Here is a 15,616-nt window from a genome sequence, read left to right as displayed (position 1 = left end):
GGTTTTAGATCTGGATTTTAATTATGCTGAAGTACTTAGTTCATTGTCCAAGTTTAATATATTAGTTTATTGATATTAGTTTATAGTGAGTGAAATCGAAACTATGGAATGCAGAAGCAGTTGCTCGGACGATGGAGAATATCCAGATTTCTGCTTTCAAGCAGCTAACACCGATTTTATCTATAACAGTTTCAGAAGGCATCCAGTCTATACAAAGATTGTGGAAACTGTATCCAAACAAGCTGGGAAAGATTATCTACAGCTTGCTCTTTCCAAACAAAGCAAATTAGCAAATTACCTGCAAAATTTTGTGTCTAGCGAAAAAGTCGGTTCTCCAAACACTTTTCCCTACAAACATAGTTTTTTTTCTCCTAAGTATAGTTTCTCTCCCACAACCTTAAGATACATTAATGTTTTAAGCGATTTGCTACATTTTTTCGGTGACTTAAATGGCAAACGCATTGTGGAAATTGGTGGTGGATATGGTGGACTTTGCAAAATAATTTCTGATTTTTATAACGTCAATTCCTATACATTGATCGATCTACAACCATGCTTGCAACTTAGCAAAAGATTTTTAAATGACCTTTCAGTACCTAACGTAGAATACCTAACTGAAGAAGAGTTAAGCCATAACAATGAGTATGATTTAGTAATTAGTAACTATGCCTTTAGCGAGATCAAACGGGAAATTCAAGATGTATATATGGAAAAAATTATCCAAAAATCTCAACGAGGCTATTTACTCTGTAATTTTGCCAGCCACACTTGGGATAGCAATCAGATGTCTGGGCAAGACTTTAAGCAAAGGATCGATGGCGTAGTATTATTTAAGAACGAGTATCCTCTGAGTCAACTAGATAGGGATTGCGGTATTGAATTAATAGTTTGGGGGATGGAAAAATTGCTAAGAGCCAAAAATAATGCATGTTGAAGAGTGCTGTTTCGCTTTACTAAATCATATTCTCCCCGAAGTTGATAGTGATAGATCGGGTTTAACCATCGATATTGGGGTAGGCACATTTGCTTTTTACTGCTTGCTTTTTAAACAGCTAGGGTTTACTTCGATCGCCGTTGAGCCAGTCCCCAATGACGAACTAAAACAAATTTGCGATCGCGAGGGCATCAAATTATGGGAAAGCTGTATCACTGAGACAGATGGGATGGTTAGCATTTATATGGGCAATTGGAAAGGCTCTGAAAACACCAATCTTTGCTCAACTCGTTCAGATTGGTGGGGAATTGAAAATAAATCTAAACAAGTTATGTCAATGACCTTACCTACCCTTCTCAAGCAAGAAATAGTAAATAAGATCACTTGCATAAAAATTGATATTGAAGGGACGGAAATTGATGTAATTAATCAGTTATTAGATATTCCCGATATACTATTGCCACTAGTTTTAATGTTTGAGTATGGGGGAGGCGATCTCAAATCTAGCAAGCAAGGTGGATGGACTCCTGATATTTATAGCAGTACTCTTAAATGTTTGGAAACTTTGCGGACTCTAGATTATAAGGAAATAATTTTAATCGATTCTGCTCCTGACTTCTCTGCAAAAGTTTATGATTTATCCAGTCTTCATTCTTTTGACGAAATATTCCCAGAATATGCTAACTATGGAAATATAATTGCTAGCCGCGATCGCATTTTGAGCCAACTCGATCTAGATAGAATTACGTCTAAGTTTATCTCTACTAATCCAAGCCATGCTTCTACCCAATTAAATACAAATACAAATATATTGACAAGGGCATTAAATAAAATAAAACGATATTTCTCTTGACATTTACGATGCTAATTTTTCAGCAATCAGGTCGATTGGGCAATCAGATATTTCAGTACGCAGCGCTTCGTCAATTATGCAGATCCGAAGAAGAACTCATACTACTAGGATTTAGCGAACTTCAATCAGTTTTTACAGGAATAAAAGCCAAAATAATCAATAGTAATAGTCCTAGATGGGAAAGGGCTATTTATTACCGAATCTATAGACTCATGTCATTCTTAGCTCAAAAAAAAATTGTTACTACAATTAAAGAATCCAATGAACGCCCCGAAATAATATTAGATTTTGGGATATTAAAAAAAATATTCTTTGCTGAACAAGCCTACTTTCAAAGTGAATTATTTTTTCAGAGAGAAACTATCGACATATTGAAATTAAAACCCGAATTATTATCTTTTGCCAAACAATTATTATTGAACTTAACTCAAGGAAGAACACCAATATTCGTTCACATCCGCAGGGGAGACTATCTAGCGTGGAGAACAAAGTCACATCCCGCAGTTTTACCAGCTTCCTATTATCAAAATTGTATTAATATAATTTGTGCTAAAATTCATAATCCATTTTTTGTGTTTGTCTCAGACGATCCTTTTTATGTCAAAGATGTATTTGGAGATTTAGAAAATGCCTATATTTCCTATGGATCGAGCATAGAAGATTTTGCTGTAATGACTCAATGTAAAGGTGGGATCCTGTCCGCAAGTAGCTTTGCTTGGTGGGCTGCATACTTAGCAAGAATGAGTCAGCCTGATTCATTCTTTTTAGCCCCAAAGTACTGGATCGATCATCGCTTAAGTTCTTGGTTCCCTAGTTTTATTGAATCTAGTTTTTTAGATTACATAGATGTATATAAGTAACTGGGATTGATTAAATATAAAACCCAAAAAGCTGTAGCGCACGCTGCGCGTGCGCTACAGCTTTTGATTCTGAGTTTTAATTATGCCAATCTACTTAATAAATGCAATTTTAGTTTCCCATAAAATCATTTTAAATAATTTATGCCCTGTTCCACTGCTGTCGTATTCTTTATATTTCGTCGCCCAGATTTAACTGCGAGAGTATTTGATGTTATTCGTCAAGCTCAGCCCACTAGGTTATTCATAGTTGCAGATGGCTCCCGTAATGAAAACGAAGAAATCTTATGTCAAAGAACTAGGGAAATAACAGAGAAAATCGACTGGAATTGTGAAGTTTCACGCAATTACTCAGACATCAATCTAGGATGTCGCGATCGCATTTATTCAGGAATAAACTGGGTCTTTGAGTATGTTGACGAGGCAATAATTTTAGAAGACGATTGTCTCCCCCACCTTTCATTTTTCCAATACTGCGAAACCCTTCTTAAATATTATCGCGATGATCAACGGGTTATGACCATTAGTGGTAGTAATTTTCAAGACGGAAATAAGAGAACTCCCTACAGCTATTACTTCTCAAAATATCCCCATAGCTGGGGATGGGCAACATGGCGAAGAGCTTGGAAACATTGCGACCTACACTTAGAGAACTGGCTGGAATTCACAAATTCGGGACTACTCAAACAAGTCTTTAGTGATGAGTACGAACAGCAATATTGGTATAGAATTTTTGAAAGGATGTGGTCAGAGCAACCCAAAGATATTTGGGACTATATGTGGATTTTTTCTTGCTGGTCACAATCAGGATTAACTATCTTACCAAATGTTAATTTGATATCAAATATCGGTTTTGGTAAAGATGCCACCCATACTTATATGGAGAGCCATCTTGCTAATATGGAAATTACTGATATTGGCATAATCCGTCATTCCCCTTTTGTGGTTAGACATGTAGAAGCAGATTGTTATACTTTCGATCATGTATTTGGAGGGAAAGCTATAAAAGAACTAGCTAGAAAAAATAATAGCTTTATCGGTAAAACAAAAAGTAAGATCCGACACTTAGGAAGTAAATTTAAATCTTTATTCGCTATCAGAAAGACAATTTAAAATAATTGTAAAAACTGTTTAACTATGTGTTGACTATGTGTTGACTATGCAGCTAGGCATAATTAAAATCCAGATCTAAAACCTGCGACTCAAGCGCAGCTTGCACCGCAGGCTTTAGGGTTTTATATTTAATTAAGCTCAATTACTTATGTGTTGACTATACAAAGTTTATATATGCGCTTTCAAAAATGAAATGAAATACCTTAATCTGGGTTGTGGCAAACGATTTCATCCATCTTGGACAAATATTAATTTCTCATCTACAGATAAAAATGTTATTCCCTATGATTTAAAAAAAGGAATTCCCTATGCGGATGAATCATTTGACATAGTTTATCATTCTCATCTGTTAGAACATCTATCCAAAAATGAAGCCAAAGCATTTACTAAAGAGTGCTATCGAGTCTTACGCCGTCAAGGGGTATTGCGCGTAGTCGTACCAGATCTCGAACAAATCGCGAGATTGTATATCAATTGCCTAGACAATGCTAGTAACAACTTTCTGGAACGCGAACAAAATTATGAATGGATGTTACTCGAAATGTACGATCAAACGGTAAGAAATCAAGCTGGAGGAGAAATGATTAATTTTCTTTCTAGGAAGGATATTCTTAATCAGGAATTTATCATTAAACGCTGCGGCTCTGAATTTAAACGTATTATATTGGCTTCTCAAAAAATAGATTCTCAAAAAATAGATTCTCAAAAAATAGCCGTTGATGAAATCTCCATAAAAAAGCTAATAAAACATCTTTATCGTCTATTGCGGTATCCTGAATATCGCCATCAATCCTTACTTAAACTGATCCTTAAACCTATAGAGTTAGAAGCATTGAGCATTGGTCAGTTTAGGCAAAGCGGAGAAGTTCATCAATGGATGTACGATCGCTATTCGTTATCTAAACTACTACAAGAAATTGGGCTAGAACAAATAATAAAGAGAACTGCCCATGAAAGCTACATATCGAACTGGACAAGCTTTAATTTAGATACTGAACCTGATGGTTCGATTTACAAACCAGACTCCCTGTATATGGAAGCGATTAAGCCCTCCCTATGAATATTTTACATATTAATCAATCTGATATTGGTGGTGGAGCGGCTATAGCTGCCTATCGCCTGCATCAAAGTTTACTTGCTAAAGGAGGGGTGAGTTCTAAGTTACTGGTTGGTGAGTCCTTAATTTCCGATCCTAGAATAGATATAATCCGACAGAATATCCATTTAAACAAACAGTTATTTCGCTTTAATGGCCGATTGGGTTTACTTTATATCAATATCTTAAGCACATTTAATATTCCCCATCATCCCTTTTATCAAGAAGCCGATATTTTAAACTTTCATAATCTGCATGGGGCAAATAGTTGGTTTAATTACTTAGCGATTAGCAAGATTACCCAAAATAAGCCAACTGTTTTTACCCTACATGATATGTGGGGATTTACGGGGCATTGTGCCTATAGCTATGATTGCGATCGCTGGAAATCTGGCTGTGGCAAATGCCCCTATCCCAATATCTATCCATCTATTTATCGTGACAATACCAACCTTGAATGGAAACTCAAAAATTGGGTTTATAGTAAATCAAACTTAGTCATAGTTGCGCCGAGCCATTGGCTAGCCGAACAGGCTCAAGCCAGTATGCTCGGTCGATTTCCCATTCACCACATTCCCTATGGTATTGATACAGATGCCTACCGACCTTTAGATCGGCAATTGTGCAAAGCCGTTCTAGATATTCCTCAGGACAAAAAAGTGCTCCTATTTGGAGTAACTAGTCTTAAAGATCATCGCAAAGGAGGAGATTTATTACTAAAGGCTCTACAACAATTGCCCCAATCCCTGAAATCCAACATAGTGCTCCTTACTTTTGGTAATAGCAATGAAGCTTTTAGGTCAGAACTGGGTATGCCCATAATTAGCTTGGGCTATATTAATAGCGATCGCTTGAAATCTATTGCTTACAGTGCAGCAGATCTATTTATATTGCCCACTCGTGCCGATAACTTACCGCTGGTGCTACAAGAGAGTATGTCCTGCGGTACGCCAATGGTTTCGTTCGATATTGGTGGCGTAAGGGATATAGTAAGACCTTCGATCTCAGGATATTTAGCAACCCCAGAAAATACCGAGGATTTCGGACATGGCATTGTTAAATTGTTAGAGGATGACAATCTAAGGCTAGACATGAGCAAAAACTGTCGTGCGATCGCTCTTGAAGAATATCCTCTGCACCTACAATCGGAGAGATATACAGAATTGTATCAACAAATTCTTCTATGAAAAAGATTATTCAAGCGATTCCATTTCACCTAAAAATAAAGCTCCGAAGCCTCGGATGGCGAAGAATAAACTATTCACACTTAAAGCATTTAATTCACTACTTAAATATTAATTTTTCCAAAAGGGATAGTTCAAAAAAGTTTATTTCCCCAAATGATGAATTGCTGGCAAAACAACTAAGTTACGAGCTAACAAACTATAGTCCTTATCGCCATCAAGAATTTGTAATCGAAATTCAAGAACCTGTAATTATAGAGCCGCTCATGGGTGGAGTAATCGCCAGAGGTAATACAATTATTGACGACTGCTATGCCTTACCCGAAGGGAATGAAGTGCCGCTACCGTATTTACCCATAGCAATATATAAAATGAATCAATCCACCTTAAATTTTCAAGAAGCTATTTCTCTGCGTCATCCATGGGGAGACAACAACTACTTCCATTTTTACAATGACATTTTACCCAAGCTAGGATTATTATTAGATCTAAATTTATTGTTCAACCGCCCCATAATCGTCAGCAAAAATCTCTACAACACCTCCTATTTCCAAAGTGCAATTCAACAGGCAAAACTTAAAGATCTTCATTGGATTGTCCAAGACAAAGAATATATAAGAATAAACAATTTGATTACCATTAGAGCCCATGAGCTAACTCCTAAAGGAATCGAAAGAAATCTCAAACTTTTAAATATTACAGAAATCGACAAAAGACAAAACAGAAAAATATTTCTTATGCGTACTTCTAGTAACCAAAGGAATATGACTAATCGTGAAGAAGTAGTTAAAATATGTCTTGAATTAGGCTTTGAATGTATTGATTGCAGTAAAATATCTCTACAAGAACAAATCGAAATATTTGCCAATGCAAGATATATTGTAGGCGAGCATGGTGCAGCATTTGCCAATATTATCTATCGTAATAGTGGATGTTTAGATATATTAGAGATCTTTCCACCCCATCATATTTCCACCTGTTATTTCGTCATTTCTCAATGTTTAGGCTTTAATCATTATGTCTATCGATGTCAAATCGGTTCTAGAGACTCATACACTCTAGAACCAATTAAGTTTGAGAGAATGTTACAACAGATTTTACTATCAAATTAATTTTGTGGTGATTAGCAATGAGATTAACCTTAGAAACAAGTCTATCTAAAGCAATTAGGAGGGAAATAGCCGCTTGGCGTAAAATATTTTTGGATAGTGAAACCTCTTTGCAAGAGAAGATTTTTAAAGGCTGGAGACAGATTATTAGTTATGCCTACAATATCTATTGGCGTACTGGTAATGAATGCGAACAGTGGATAAGAATTGTCATGAATCGTGAAACTGCCATACTAATTGAAAATATCAATCCTGCGGAGTTAGATGTTTTAGAAATATCTGGGAAAGAATGGCAGAAGTTTCCTTTCCGATCCTATAAAAGCCTGAGTTATCCAGATTTAGATATTTGCAGTCAAAAGCTGGAGGAAAAATTTGATTTAATTATAGCCGAACAGGTTTTTGAACATTTACTATGGCCCTATCGCGCTGGAAATAACGTATATGCTATGGTGAAACCAGAAGGTTACTTTTTGATTACAGTCCCTTTTTTAATTAGGATACATCACTGTCCAGTTGATTGTACGCGATGGACGGAAACAGGATTAAAATATTTTTTAGCTGAATGTGGATTTCCTCTCGAAAATATTCAAACTGGTTCTTGGGGCAATCGGCAATGTTTAATTTCTCATGCTAAAGATGGTATTTGTGAATATTATATTAAGTATTGGCATAGTCTTAAAAATGAAGAGTTATATCCTGCAAGTGTTTGGGCGTTAGCAAAAAAATGAACGGTTATGATACTCAATGTAAATTCAAAATTTCAGACCTTGAGGAATTTCTTAAAGCGCATCAAATCAAAAATATTTCCATCGTCTTTTGGGAATTACAATGAAATTAATTTGTCTTTTGAAGAACAATGCAATGCAAATATTTCATTCTCTCAGTTTGGTGAAGATCTACTTGTCATCCGGTTTTTACGTAAATTAGATCCCCAAAAAGGTATCTACGTAGACTGCGGCGCTTTCGATCCTATAACAATCTCCAATACCTTACTTCTTAATAAAAAAGGCTATAAAGGAATAAATATAGATCTAGACCAAGATAAAATAGATAAACTTAATAGATATAGACCAAATGATTACAATGTTTTAGCCGCTTTATCAGATTCAAAACAGGAACTCAAGCTCCTTAGATATTCAGGTCGCGCAACCAATAGAATTATCGGCTTAGCATCTTTAGAAACAAATTCTATTATTGGGGAGCAGCCTCTACAGGAGGAAATCATTACAACTTCTTTATTAACTGATGTGATCGAATCTTCTCCCTTTGCTAATCAGGAAATTCACTATCTAAATATAGACTGTGAAGGGCATGATTTAAACGTTCTTATGGGATTAGATTTTTCTAAGTACTCACCTAAAGTGATTTCAGTTGAGGTTCATAGTGAACCCTACCCAAATGCTATTCAAGAATTTCTTTTTGCTCGAGGATATCATCTAGTTGCAATGACTGATGGCAATAAAATTTTTGCATCAAAAGACTTGCAATGGTAGCCATAATCTATGTATAAAATAAATGAAGTTAATTCTATTAATTGATATTTCTACTTGGAAAGGTCATCATAGGATCTACTTTCAAAAAGTTTTATTAGCTCTCATACAGGAAGATTTTTATGTTTATGCTTCATGCGAAGATAATGTACATCTCAATAAATGGATACGAGAATTAAAACTGCAAAACTGCCAAGTATTAGATTCAAATCTTTCGTTTATAGATAAGTCTATCTTTAAAATATTATCTTTTATTGATAGTATTTGTTGGAGATTATACCCAAATACATATATTCAGTACGCCTCGATTGTCAGTCTGCTATATACCAAAAACCTATTAAAACAAATTGGGCAGCAGACACCTGTTTTTTTTACCCATGCCGATTCAGCGATCCCTTCTGTTCCTAACTGGTTTGCCAAATTACTGTTACCGACACAATGGCTAGCCCTTTATATTCAGCCATCGTTTCAAGCTCAAATATCATGGGGAAAAAGAAAAAGTCGGCAAAGGTTTCTCGCCGAACAACTGTTTTCACTCCCTTCCTGTAAAGGGGTACTTTTACTTCATCCAGTTTATACGAGGTTTTTTAGGCTGCGATTTCAACAAGACAAGTTTTTCTTGCTGCCAGAGATAATTGATGTAGCTGTCAACTCTAGCTCTGAAGTTGCCGATCGCATCAAAGTTTTAGCTAACAACCGAAAAATTATTTCCATCACTGGCTCTTTGCTTCCCAAAAGGAACTTAGAACTATTTTTGCAATCAGTTCAGAACCTAAACCCTGATAAATATTTTATTCTCATCATTGGTCATTTACATCCTCCTAACTATACTGAAGAAGAATTAAAAAGAATTAATGAACTTGCATCAAACCTATTGAATAACTCTTATATTAGGTTTGATTACTACATTGAAGAAGAAGAAGAATTTAATCGACTCCTAGAGATTTCAGATGTGATTTACCTTCAGTACTTAAACCATTCCCATAGCAGCAACATCCTAGCTAAATGTATAAAACTTAGGAAGCCTGTAATTGTAGGCAGTGGTTATATTATGCAGAAAATAATTAATGCTTATAATTGGCAATCCATAGTGTCTGAAGAGGTCGATCAAATCTCTGAATTGATTATTAATCTTGGCAATCATTTTGAAGTTGATGAGGTTAAGTATGAGCTATTTTTAATGGATTACTCTGAAGAGAGATTTAACTTAGCAATTCAAAAAAGTACAAAAATGTTAATTTACAGCAATTATCGATCAAACGAACCACAAGGGAATTTTTGAAAGCGTTGCGAAGCAACGCTTTCAAAAATTCCCTTGCTTTGGGTGTGAGTGCAAAGCGCTGTAATACCTGACAATCATATGAAAATACTTTATATCAATAAAATAGAAACCAATGCAGGTTGGGGATTTGAAACTTTTTTGCATGAATCCTTAATCAAAATCAATATTGAAACAATTTGTCTTGACTATCAAAAAAACGCCTATGCTTTATCTAAAGCTCTTCTTGAGATCGATGAAAACTTCGATGCAGTACTTTTAGAACGTGGTTGTGGTTATTTAATCCCTTTGAGTGTTTTAAAGTCTATTCAACGACCCAAATTTTTATTATTTACGGAACTGGTATCCCGCAACGTCAATCAACATTATTTACTCAAATCAGGGATATTCGAGCATGTTTTTTTTAGATCTTTGCCCTGTATGCAATGGGTCGCCGACAGAGGATGGCTTGCCCATTCTCAAATGAGTCTATTTCAGAGTGCCATCGACCCCGAATTTCATCGCACGATCCTAGATATAAAGAAAGATATTAATATCCTTTTTGTTGGCACATTATTACCCAGACGCAAAAAGATTATTGATGATTTACAAAAAGAGTTTGCAATTGTAACTTCCAATGCTTTTGGCGTAGATATGGTTAACATTATCAATCGCGCTAAAATCATTTTAAATATCCATGGAGAAAACTTCTTAGACACTGAGACTAGAGTTTATGAAACTCTTGCTTGCCAAGGGTTTTTATTAACTGAAAAGCTTTCTTCCGAAAGTCCATTTATAAATAATCTCCACTTAGTAGAAGCAGAAGATCTTGATGATTTAAAGAATCACATAAGATATTATTTAAAGCATTCCCTAGAGAGAGATAGAATTGCGAGATTAGGATATGAGGAGGTTATAGCTTTTCATACTTTTGGACATCGGGCAGAACAAATCAGACAAGTTATTGAGAGATGTAATATCCCTTTATTTGACAGTAAAGATCCTTTAAAAAGAAGTACTTTACAATATGTCCGCCATTATGAATTATATGGCAAGATTAGGGATATAACCTTAGAAACTTTATGGAAGTATCTAAGTATAATCAAACGAATTTTGTTTTATAAAATCAAGTTAATTAATAAAAAAGCTGGAGATTAACTTTGTGAATATTGGCATTGTAACGATGTGGTTTGAAAGAGGAGCTGGCTATGTTTCCCGCCAGTATCGTCAAATTTTGAATCAGAAGAATAAGGTTTTTGTATATGCGCGATCGGGTAAATACCCAAAAGGAGATCCATTTTGGGATGACAGTAACATCACTTGGGGTAAATATAGCAACTTACCCGTGCCTACTGCGATCGATCGCTTAGATTTTGAAGCTTGGGTTAAGCAAAAAAAAATTGATATTGTTTTCTTCAACGAACAGCAATGGTGGGAGCCATTAGATTGGTGTCTTCATTTAGGAATAAAAACTGGCGCTTATATTGATTACTATACAGAGGAAACTATCCCTTTTTTTGCTGCTTATGACTTTTTAATTTGTAATACACAAAGACATTATGCTGCTTTTAATTGGCATCCTCAAGTTTTTTATGTCCCTTGGGGAACGGATATTGACCTATTTAAACCACAAAATTTTAAACCTGTTGACTCTAAAAAAATTGTTTTTTTCCATTCTTGTGGTTATTCTCCCCAAAGAAAAGGAACGGATTTTATTATTCAAGCTTTTAATAATATTTCTAATCCCTCTAAATTAATTATTCACAGTCAAGTGGACTTAATTAGGGAAATACCCGAACAGAAAAATATTATCCAAGCATTAGAACAGAAAGCCCTACTCAAAATCATTAATAAAACTGTCTCTGCGCCAGGACTATATCATTTAGGGGACGTATACATTAATGCTTCAAGATTAGAAGGGCTGGGATTGCCATCCATCGAATCCCAAGCTTGTGGATTACCTCTAATTACCTGTGATCATCCGCCGATGAATGAATTTATGATTGAAGAAACTGGTCGAGCGATTAAAATCGACCGTTTGTGGAGTCGGAAAGATGGTTATTATTGGCCACAATGTTCTCCAGAGATTAATAGCTTAATTGCCATTCTCGATAGTTATATAGAAAACTTTAGTTGTATTGCTGACCTCAAGCGTTTAACGCGCTTTCATGCTGAGCAGAGATTTAATTGGATGGATAGATTCGATCTTGTCAATGGCATTTTTGAAACCTCAACGGTAGATATTCCAAGGAAGAAAGATGCCGTTAAACAAGCCTTACTTTTTGAAAGAGATAGACAAGGAATTGTATATAGACTTGCCAAAAACTATCCTCTAGCATGGAACATTTATAGCTCTTGGCGTTACCAAAAAAGGTGATTTCAGTCGCTAATTTTGGATAAGTAGTTCAGCATAATTAAAAAATAAAACCAGAGAGTATATCGCCCGCGTAGCGGGCGGTATACTCTTCTAGGTTTTTAAGTTTACTTATGGCTAGCTACTTAGCTTTTGTATAGCTATAGTTACTGCTCAGCAAGATTGTCAATTTTTTCACGAATCGATAGTTGGACTAAAGACCGAATCAGGGAAAGTCCCGAAAAACCTGCGGCAACAAAAGTGGCGATCGCCCAGCCAGTATATAAGCCTGTACCCAACAATAACACGACACCAGCAAGGACTAAAAATCCCGTTAAACAGGCATAAATCAAGGCTTTAACGGCAATATTAATCCGCTTGAGAGTGCGATCGCTTTCTGAAGACTTGACTTGAATCATTAATTCGCCGCGTTCGATCCGCTCCTCCAATCGCTCTAACAAAATTTCCATGCGACTGGGCTTGTTGATCTGATAGACTAAAAAATCTTTAGCTTGCTGAGCCAAAGCACCAAGGGTATTACCGCGACCTCTAGTCAGGACAATGCTTTTGACAAAGGGTTGAGCGGCGGTGGTGAAGTTATATTCTGGATCGAGAATCCGCGCAATCCCGTCAAGGGTCGTTAATGATTTGAGTAGATAGGTCATTTGAGGTGGTAAACGGAAGGGTTGCTTCTCAAAGATTGCCACCACTTCGCCTTTAATTTGCTCGAACTCGTAAATATTGACAGGTCTTTCGGTGAAACGATCTAGGACAAATTTCAACATTCGTTTGATCGGACTCATGTCCGCAATGGGCTCGATGAAACCCATGCTCATTAAGGTATCAACGACTTCGTTAGTATCTTTACGCAAAACCGCAAAGAACGTTTTCACCATTTGATCCTTTGCCATGGTTTTTACCTCAGCCATCATGCCGTAGTCATAGAAGATGAGACTTCCATTCGGACTAACGGCTAAATTTCCGGGATGGGGGTCGGCGTGAAAAAATCCATCTTGGAGTAGTTGTTTGAGATAACAACAGATTCCCAATTGGTTGATCTCTTTGGGATTTAATCCACAGGCTTCTAGGGCTTGGCGATCGTCTATCTTGATACCGGGGACGTACTCTAAGGTCAAAACCATAGAAGTGGAATAGTTCCAGTAGATCTTAGGAACGACAATTCTTGGATAACCTTCAAAATTTTTGCGGAAGCGATCGGCATTACTAGCTTCGATCGCATAATCAATTTCTTGATAGAGGATAGTAAAAAATTCGTCGTAAATCCCTTCAAGATTATATTTGCGCGTCCAGCTAAAATAACGCCGAAAGACTTTCAGAAGTTTACCAACAGCAAGTAAATCGAGATCGAATAGTTTTTTTAGCCCCGGACGCTGTACTTTAACAACCACTTCTTCCCCCGTATGGAGCGTGGCGCGATGCACCTGTCCCAAACTAGCCGCAGCCAGCGGAACCTCATCAAAATCACGATAGATATTATAGAGAGATTTGCCCAATTCGAGTTCGATAATTTCTCTGGCTTCCTTAGCACTGAATGCAGGCACTTTATCTTGAAGTTGAGCCAAGGTGCTGATATATTCTGGCGGTAACAAATCGACGCGTGTCGATAGAGATTGACCAATTTTGATAAATGTGGGACCTAGTTCGAGCATATTGCGAACTAGCCACTCTGCTCTTTTACTGCGAGTCCGCGATGTATCGTTTTGCCAAAATTTATCCCACCAGATAAAAAATAGAAATGTAAATGCGGCTAAAAAAACTTCACGTTGGCGGGCAAGAGAAGAGCTTTTCCCTCTCTGCCAGCGTAATTTTTTGGGTGAGGATGGGGCGATCGCAGACATATTTAGTCAATATTAGCAATGCTAACTAGCAGCGCTGTGATTATATTACCCAATTACCGCTTAAAAAGTAGAGGGCAGCACCCTTTATACCAAATCACAAAATGGCTACGCCATTTTGTGATTTTAAAACCCTTACTGGGTTTGGTTTTCAATTCCCAAAAGTGTAGCCACACTTTTGGGAATTGGTATTATTCAGATTATTCAGAAAAGCGCCACCCATTTGTATAGCTATATTCGCTTGACTTAGGGCAAATCAAACCCCAAGAATTGATGGGCGGCGCGAAGCGCCGCCCATCAATTCTTGGGGTTTATGTCCTAGTACAGCGGCAGCTATATCTGGCTGTATCGATACAGCCAAAAGGGCAAGACTTTGCTATGGTTATCTTCAATGGCGATCGCCAGAGCATAACCCAGAGCATGACCCAGAGCATGGCTATGTGCAGTACCTTTCAGAGCTAAGCAATCCACAAATTTTAGGAAAATCTTCACCTTTGAAGCTTTCCTCAAAAAAATGGGTTTGAGATTGTTGCTTTGCGATGTATATATAGACTTGGGATTAAAAATCTATATCCGTTCAAATCATTCCTAGAGGTAACCTAATGGGTGAAATCACCAGAGATGAAATCCGCGAACGCTTAGGCAATATCGATCAAATTCGCGATATCATTTTCGGCGCACATTTGCGCGAATATACCAGTCGGTTAGATAAGGCAGAATCTGATATTTCAGCTATTCAGCAAGACGTACGCGATCGCCTTAACGATTTAAAATCAGCTTTAGCAAGTGAATTACGCGCGGCCGTTGAGTCCATTGATAAGCGCCTAAAAACCATTAGTGCATCAACGCAAGAAGAGGCTGCCGATCTCCGTCAACAGTTCGATCGCATTAATCGCAAATTCACCAATAGTATTGAAACCCTTGATGAAGCGGTTGAAGCCCAAAGGGTAGCATTGCGTGACGAACTGGCTGAAACGCGAGATAACCTACAAAACGACAATCGCGAACTGCGATCATTAGTTTTAGAAGAGCTAGACCGCCATTTTTCAATCCTGCGTGAAGATAAACTCTCCAAAGATGATATGGCTGAGTTACTTTTTGAGTTAGGGATGCGCCTTAAGGGATCTGAGTTTGTCCCCGAACTCCGTGAGGCTGCGGAAGAACAAGTGGAAGAAAAATACGAACGTATCAGTATTGTTGAAACAGAACCCAAAATAGATCGCGCAGCCTCATCTACTCCTAGCACCGCTGCAAGTACAAGTAGCACTCCTGCCAAAAACGCAGCGCGGGCAAGAACTTCTAAGGCTTAGATCGATCGCAAGATAATAGATCTAAGTAGTTCCAGTAGTTCGGCATAAGTAAACTTAAAACCCAGAAGGGCATACCGCCCGCTGCGCGGGCGGTATGCCCTCTGGTTTTGGTTTTTAATTATGCCTAGCAAATTGGCTACTTTACTCAAAAAGCTATTTCTCGAAAGGCTATATTGTAGAAAGTAGAAAGCAATATCAAAAAT

15 protein-coding genes are annotated in these 15,616 nt (G+C 37.1%); 13 read left to right on the top strand and 2 right to left on the bottom strand.

Annotated elements, in window-relative coordinates:
- Window positions 1-103: 103 nt before the first annotated feature.
- From PseudUWO310_RS21375 to PseudUWO310_RS21320, 12 genes are all read left to right on the top strand, one after another.
- Window positions 104-934: a putative sugar O-methyltransferase gene (locus tag PseudUWO310_RS21375; RefSeq protein ID WP_143190388.1), complete on the top strand. Its 831-nt coding sequence runs from the start codon at window positions 104-106 to the stop codon at window positions 932-934.
- The gene (locus tag PseudUWO310_RS21370; protein ID WP_143190387.1) at window positions 924-1,787 is read left to right on the top strand and encodes an FkbM family methyltransferase; all 864 of its coding nucleotides are present in this window, start codon (window positions 924-926) and stop codon (window positions 1,785-1,787) included. The genes PseudUWO310_RS21375 and PseudUWO310_RS21370 overlap by 11 nt, the downstream gene beginning before the upstream one ends.
- Window positions 1,784-2,647: an alpha-1,2-fucosyltransferase gene (locus tag PseudUWO310_RS21365; protein ID WP_190316114.1), complete on the top strand. Its 864-nt coding sequence runs from the start codon at window positions 1,784-1,786 to the stop codon at window positions 2,645-2,647. Before PseudUWO310_RS21370 ends, PseudUWO310_RS21365 begins: the two co-directional genes overlap by 4 nt.
- A gap of 141 nt (window positions 2,648-2,788) precedes the next feature.
- A complete protein-coding gene (locus PseudUWO310_RS21360; protein WP_143190385.1) occupies window positions 2,789-3,757 on the top strand; it encodes a glycosyltransferase family 2 protein in 969 nt (322 codons plus the stop codon).
- 193 nt (window positions 3,758-3,950) lie between these two features.
- Window positions 3,951-4,817, top strand: a complete 867-nt coding sequence (locus PseudUWO310_RS21355) for a class I SAM-dependent methyltransferase (RefSeq protein ID WP_143190384.1) — start codon at window positions 3,951-3,953, stop codon at window positions 4,815-4,817.
- Window positions 4,814-6,040: a glycosyltransferase family 4 protein gene (locus PseudUWO310_RS21350; protein ID WP_143190383.1), complete on the top strand. Its 1,227-nt coding sequence runs from the start codon at window positions 4,814-4,816 to the stop codon at window positions 6,038-6,040. The genes PseudUWO310_RS21355 and PseudUWO310_RS21350 overlap by 4 nt, the downstream gene beginning before the upstream one ends.
- Window positions 6,037-7,149: a glycosyltransferase family 61 protein gene (locus tag PseudUWO310_RS21345; RefSeq protein ID WP_143190382.1), complete on the top strand. Its 1,113-nt coding sequence runs from the start codon at window positions 6,037-6,039 to the stop codon at window positions 7,147-7,149. The genes PseudUWO310_RS21350 and PseudUWO310_RS21345 overlap by 4 nt, the downstream gene beginning before the upstream one ends.
- A gap of 17 nt (window positions 7,150-7,166) precedes the next feature.
- A complete protein-coding gene (locus PseudUWO310_RS21340) occupies window positions 7,167-7,874 on the top strand; it encodes a methyltransferase domain-containing protein (RefSeq protein WP_143190381.1) in 708 nt (235 codons plus the stop codon).
- A gap of 111 nt (window positions 7,875-7,985) precedes the next feature.
- Window positions 7,986-8,639, top strand: a complete 654-nt coding sequence (locus tag PseudUWO310_RS21335; RefSeq protein ID WP_190316113.1) for an FkbM family methyltransferase — start codon at window positions 7,986-7,988, stop codon at window positions 8,637-8,639.
- A 22-nt stretch (window positions 8,640-8,661) separates the two neighbouring features.
- Entirely contained in the window at window positions 8,662-9,918 is a 1,257-nt protein-coding gene (locus PseudUWO310_RS21330) for a glycosyltransferase (protein ID WP_143190379.1), read from the top strand.
- Window positions 9,919-9,996: 78 nt separating this feature from the next.
- Entirely contained in the window at window positions 9,997-11,052 is a 1,056-nt protein-coding gene (locus tag PseudUWO310_RS21325; RefSeq protein ID WP_190316112.1) for a glycosyltransferase, read from the top strand.
- Between the two features lie 4 nt (window positions 11,053-11,056).
- Complete coding sequence (locus tag PseudUWO310_RS21320; RefSeq protein WP_143190377.1) at window positions 11,057-12,271, top strand: glycosyltransferase; 1,215 nt, start codon at window positions 11,057-11,059, stop codon at window positions 12,269-12,271.
- 143 nt (window positions 12,272-12,414) lie between these two features.
- On the opposite strand, the gene PseudUWO310_RS21315 is transcribed toward PseudUWO310_RS21320, so the two are convergent.
- Complete coding sequence (locus PseudUWO310_RS21315; protein ID WP_143190376.1) at window positions 12,415-14,106, bottom strand: ABC1 kinase family protein; 1,692 nt, start codon at window positions 14,104-14,106, stop codon at window positions 12,415-12,417.
- A 330-nt stretch (window positions 14,107-14,436) separates the two neighbouring features.
- Complete coding sequence (locus PseudUWO310_RS23120; protein ID WP_190316111.1) at window positions 14,437-14,595, bottom strand: hypothetical protein; 159 nt, start codon at window positions 14,593-14,595, stop codon at window positions 14,437-14,439.
- A gap of 110 nt (window positions 14,596-14,705) precedes the next feature.
- Here PseudUWO310_RS23120 and PseudUWO310_RS21310 point away from each other — a divergent pair, with 110 nt between their 5' ends.
- Window positions 14,706-15,413 carry a hypothetical protein gene (locus tag PseudUWO310_RS21310; protein WP_143190375.1) on the top strand — a complete coding sequence of 236 codons (708 nt, stop codon included), beginning with the start codon at window positions 14,706-14,708 and terminating at the stop codon, window positions 15,411-15,413.
- The last annotated feature ends 203 nt before the right edge of the window (window positions 15,414-15,616 follow it).

Source organism: Pseudanabaena sp. UWO310 (assembly GCF_006861605.1).
Taxonomy (GTDB): Bacteria; Cyanobacteriota; Cyanobacteriia; order Pseudanabaenales; family Pseudanabaenaceae; genus Pseudanabaena.
The sequence above is the reverse complement of the archived record's forward strand: the minus strand, read 5'-3'. Positions and strand labels throughout refer to the sequence as shown.

What these genes read in the sequence shown, in the direction of transcription:
- PseudUWO310_RS21355 (WP_143190384.1), top strand. Translation starts at nt 3,951, where the DNA reads ATGAAATACCTTAATCTGGGTTGTGGCAAACGATTTCATCCATCTTGG.
- PseudUWO310_RS21360 (WP_143190385.1), top strand. Translation starts at nt 2,789, where the DNA reads ATGCCCTGTTCCACTGCTGTCGTATTCTTTATATTTCGTCGCCCAGAT.
- PseudUWO310_RS21370 (WP_143190387.1), top strand. Translation starts at nt 924, where the DNA reads ATGCATGTTGAAGAGTGCTGTTTCGCTTTACTAAATCATATTCTCCCC.
- PseudUWO310_RS21375 (WP_143190388.1), top strand. Translation starts at nt 104, where the DNA reads ATGGAATGCAGAAGCAGTTGCTCGGACGATGGAGAATATCCAGATTTC.
- PseudUWO310_RS21350 (WP_143190383.1), top strand. Translation starts at nt 4,814, where the DNA reads ATGAATATTTTACATATTAATCAATCTGATATTGGTGGTGGAGCGGCT.
- PseudUWO310_RS21325 (WP_190316112.1), top strand. Translation starts at nt 9,997, where the DNA reads ATGAAAATACTTTATATCAATAAAATAGAAACCAATGCAGGTTGGGGA.
- PseudUWO310_RS21345 (WP_143190382.1), top strand. Translation starts at nt 6,037, where the DNA reads ATGAAAAAGATTATTCAAGCGATTCCATTTCACCTAAAAATAAAGCTC.
- PseudUWO310_RS21330 (WP_143190379.1), top strand. Translation starts at nt 8,662, where the DNA reads ATGAAGTTAATTCTATTAATTGATATTTCTACTTGGAAAGGTCATCAT.
- PseudUWO310_RS21340 (WP_143190381.1), top strand. Translation starts at nt 7,167, where the DNA reads ATGAGATTAACCTTAGAAACAAGTCTATCTAAAGCAATTAGGAGGGAA.
- PseudUWO310_RS21310 (WP_143190375.1), top strand. Translation starts at nt 14,706, where the DNA reads ATGGGTGAAATCACCAGAGATGAAATCCGCGAACGCTTAGGCAATATC.
- PseudUWO310_RS21315 (WP_143190376.1), bottom strand. Translation starts at nt 14,106, where the DNA reads ATGTCTGCGATCGCCCCATCCTCACCCAAAAAATTACGCTGGCAGAGA.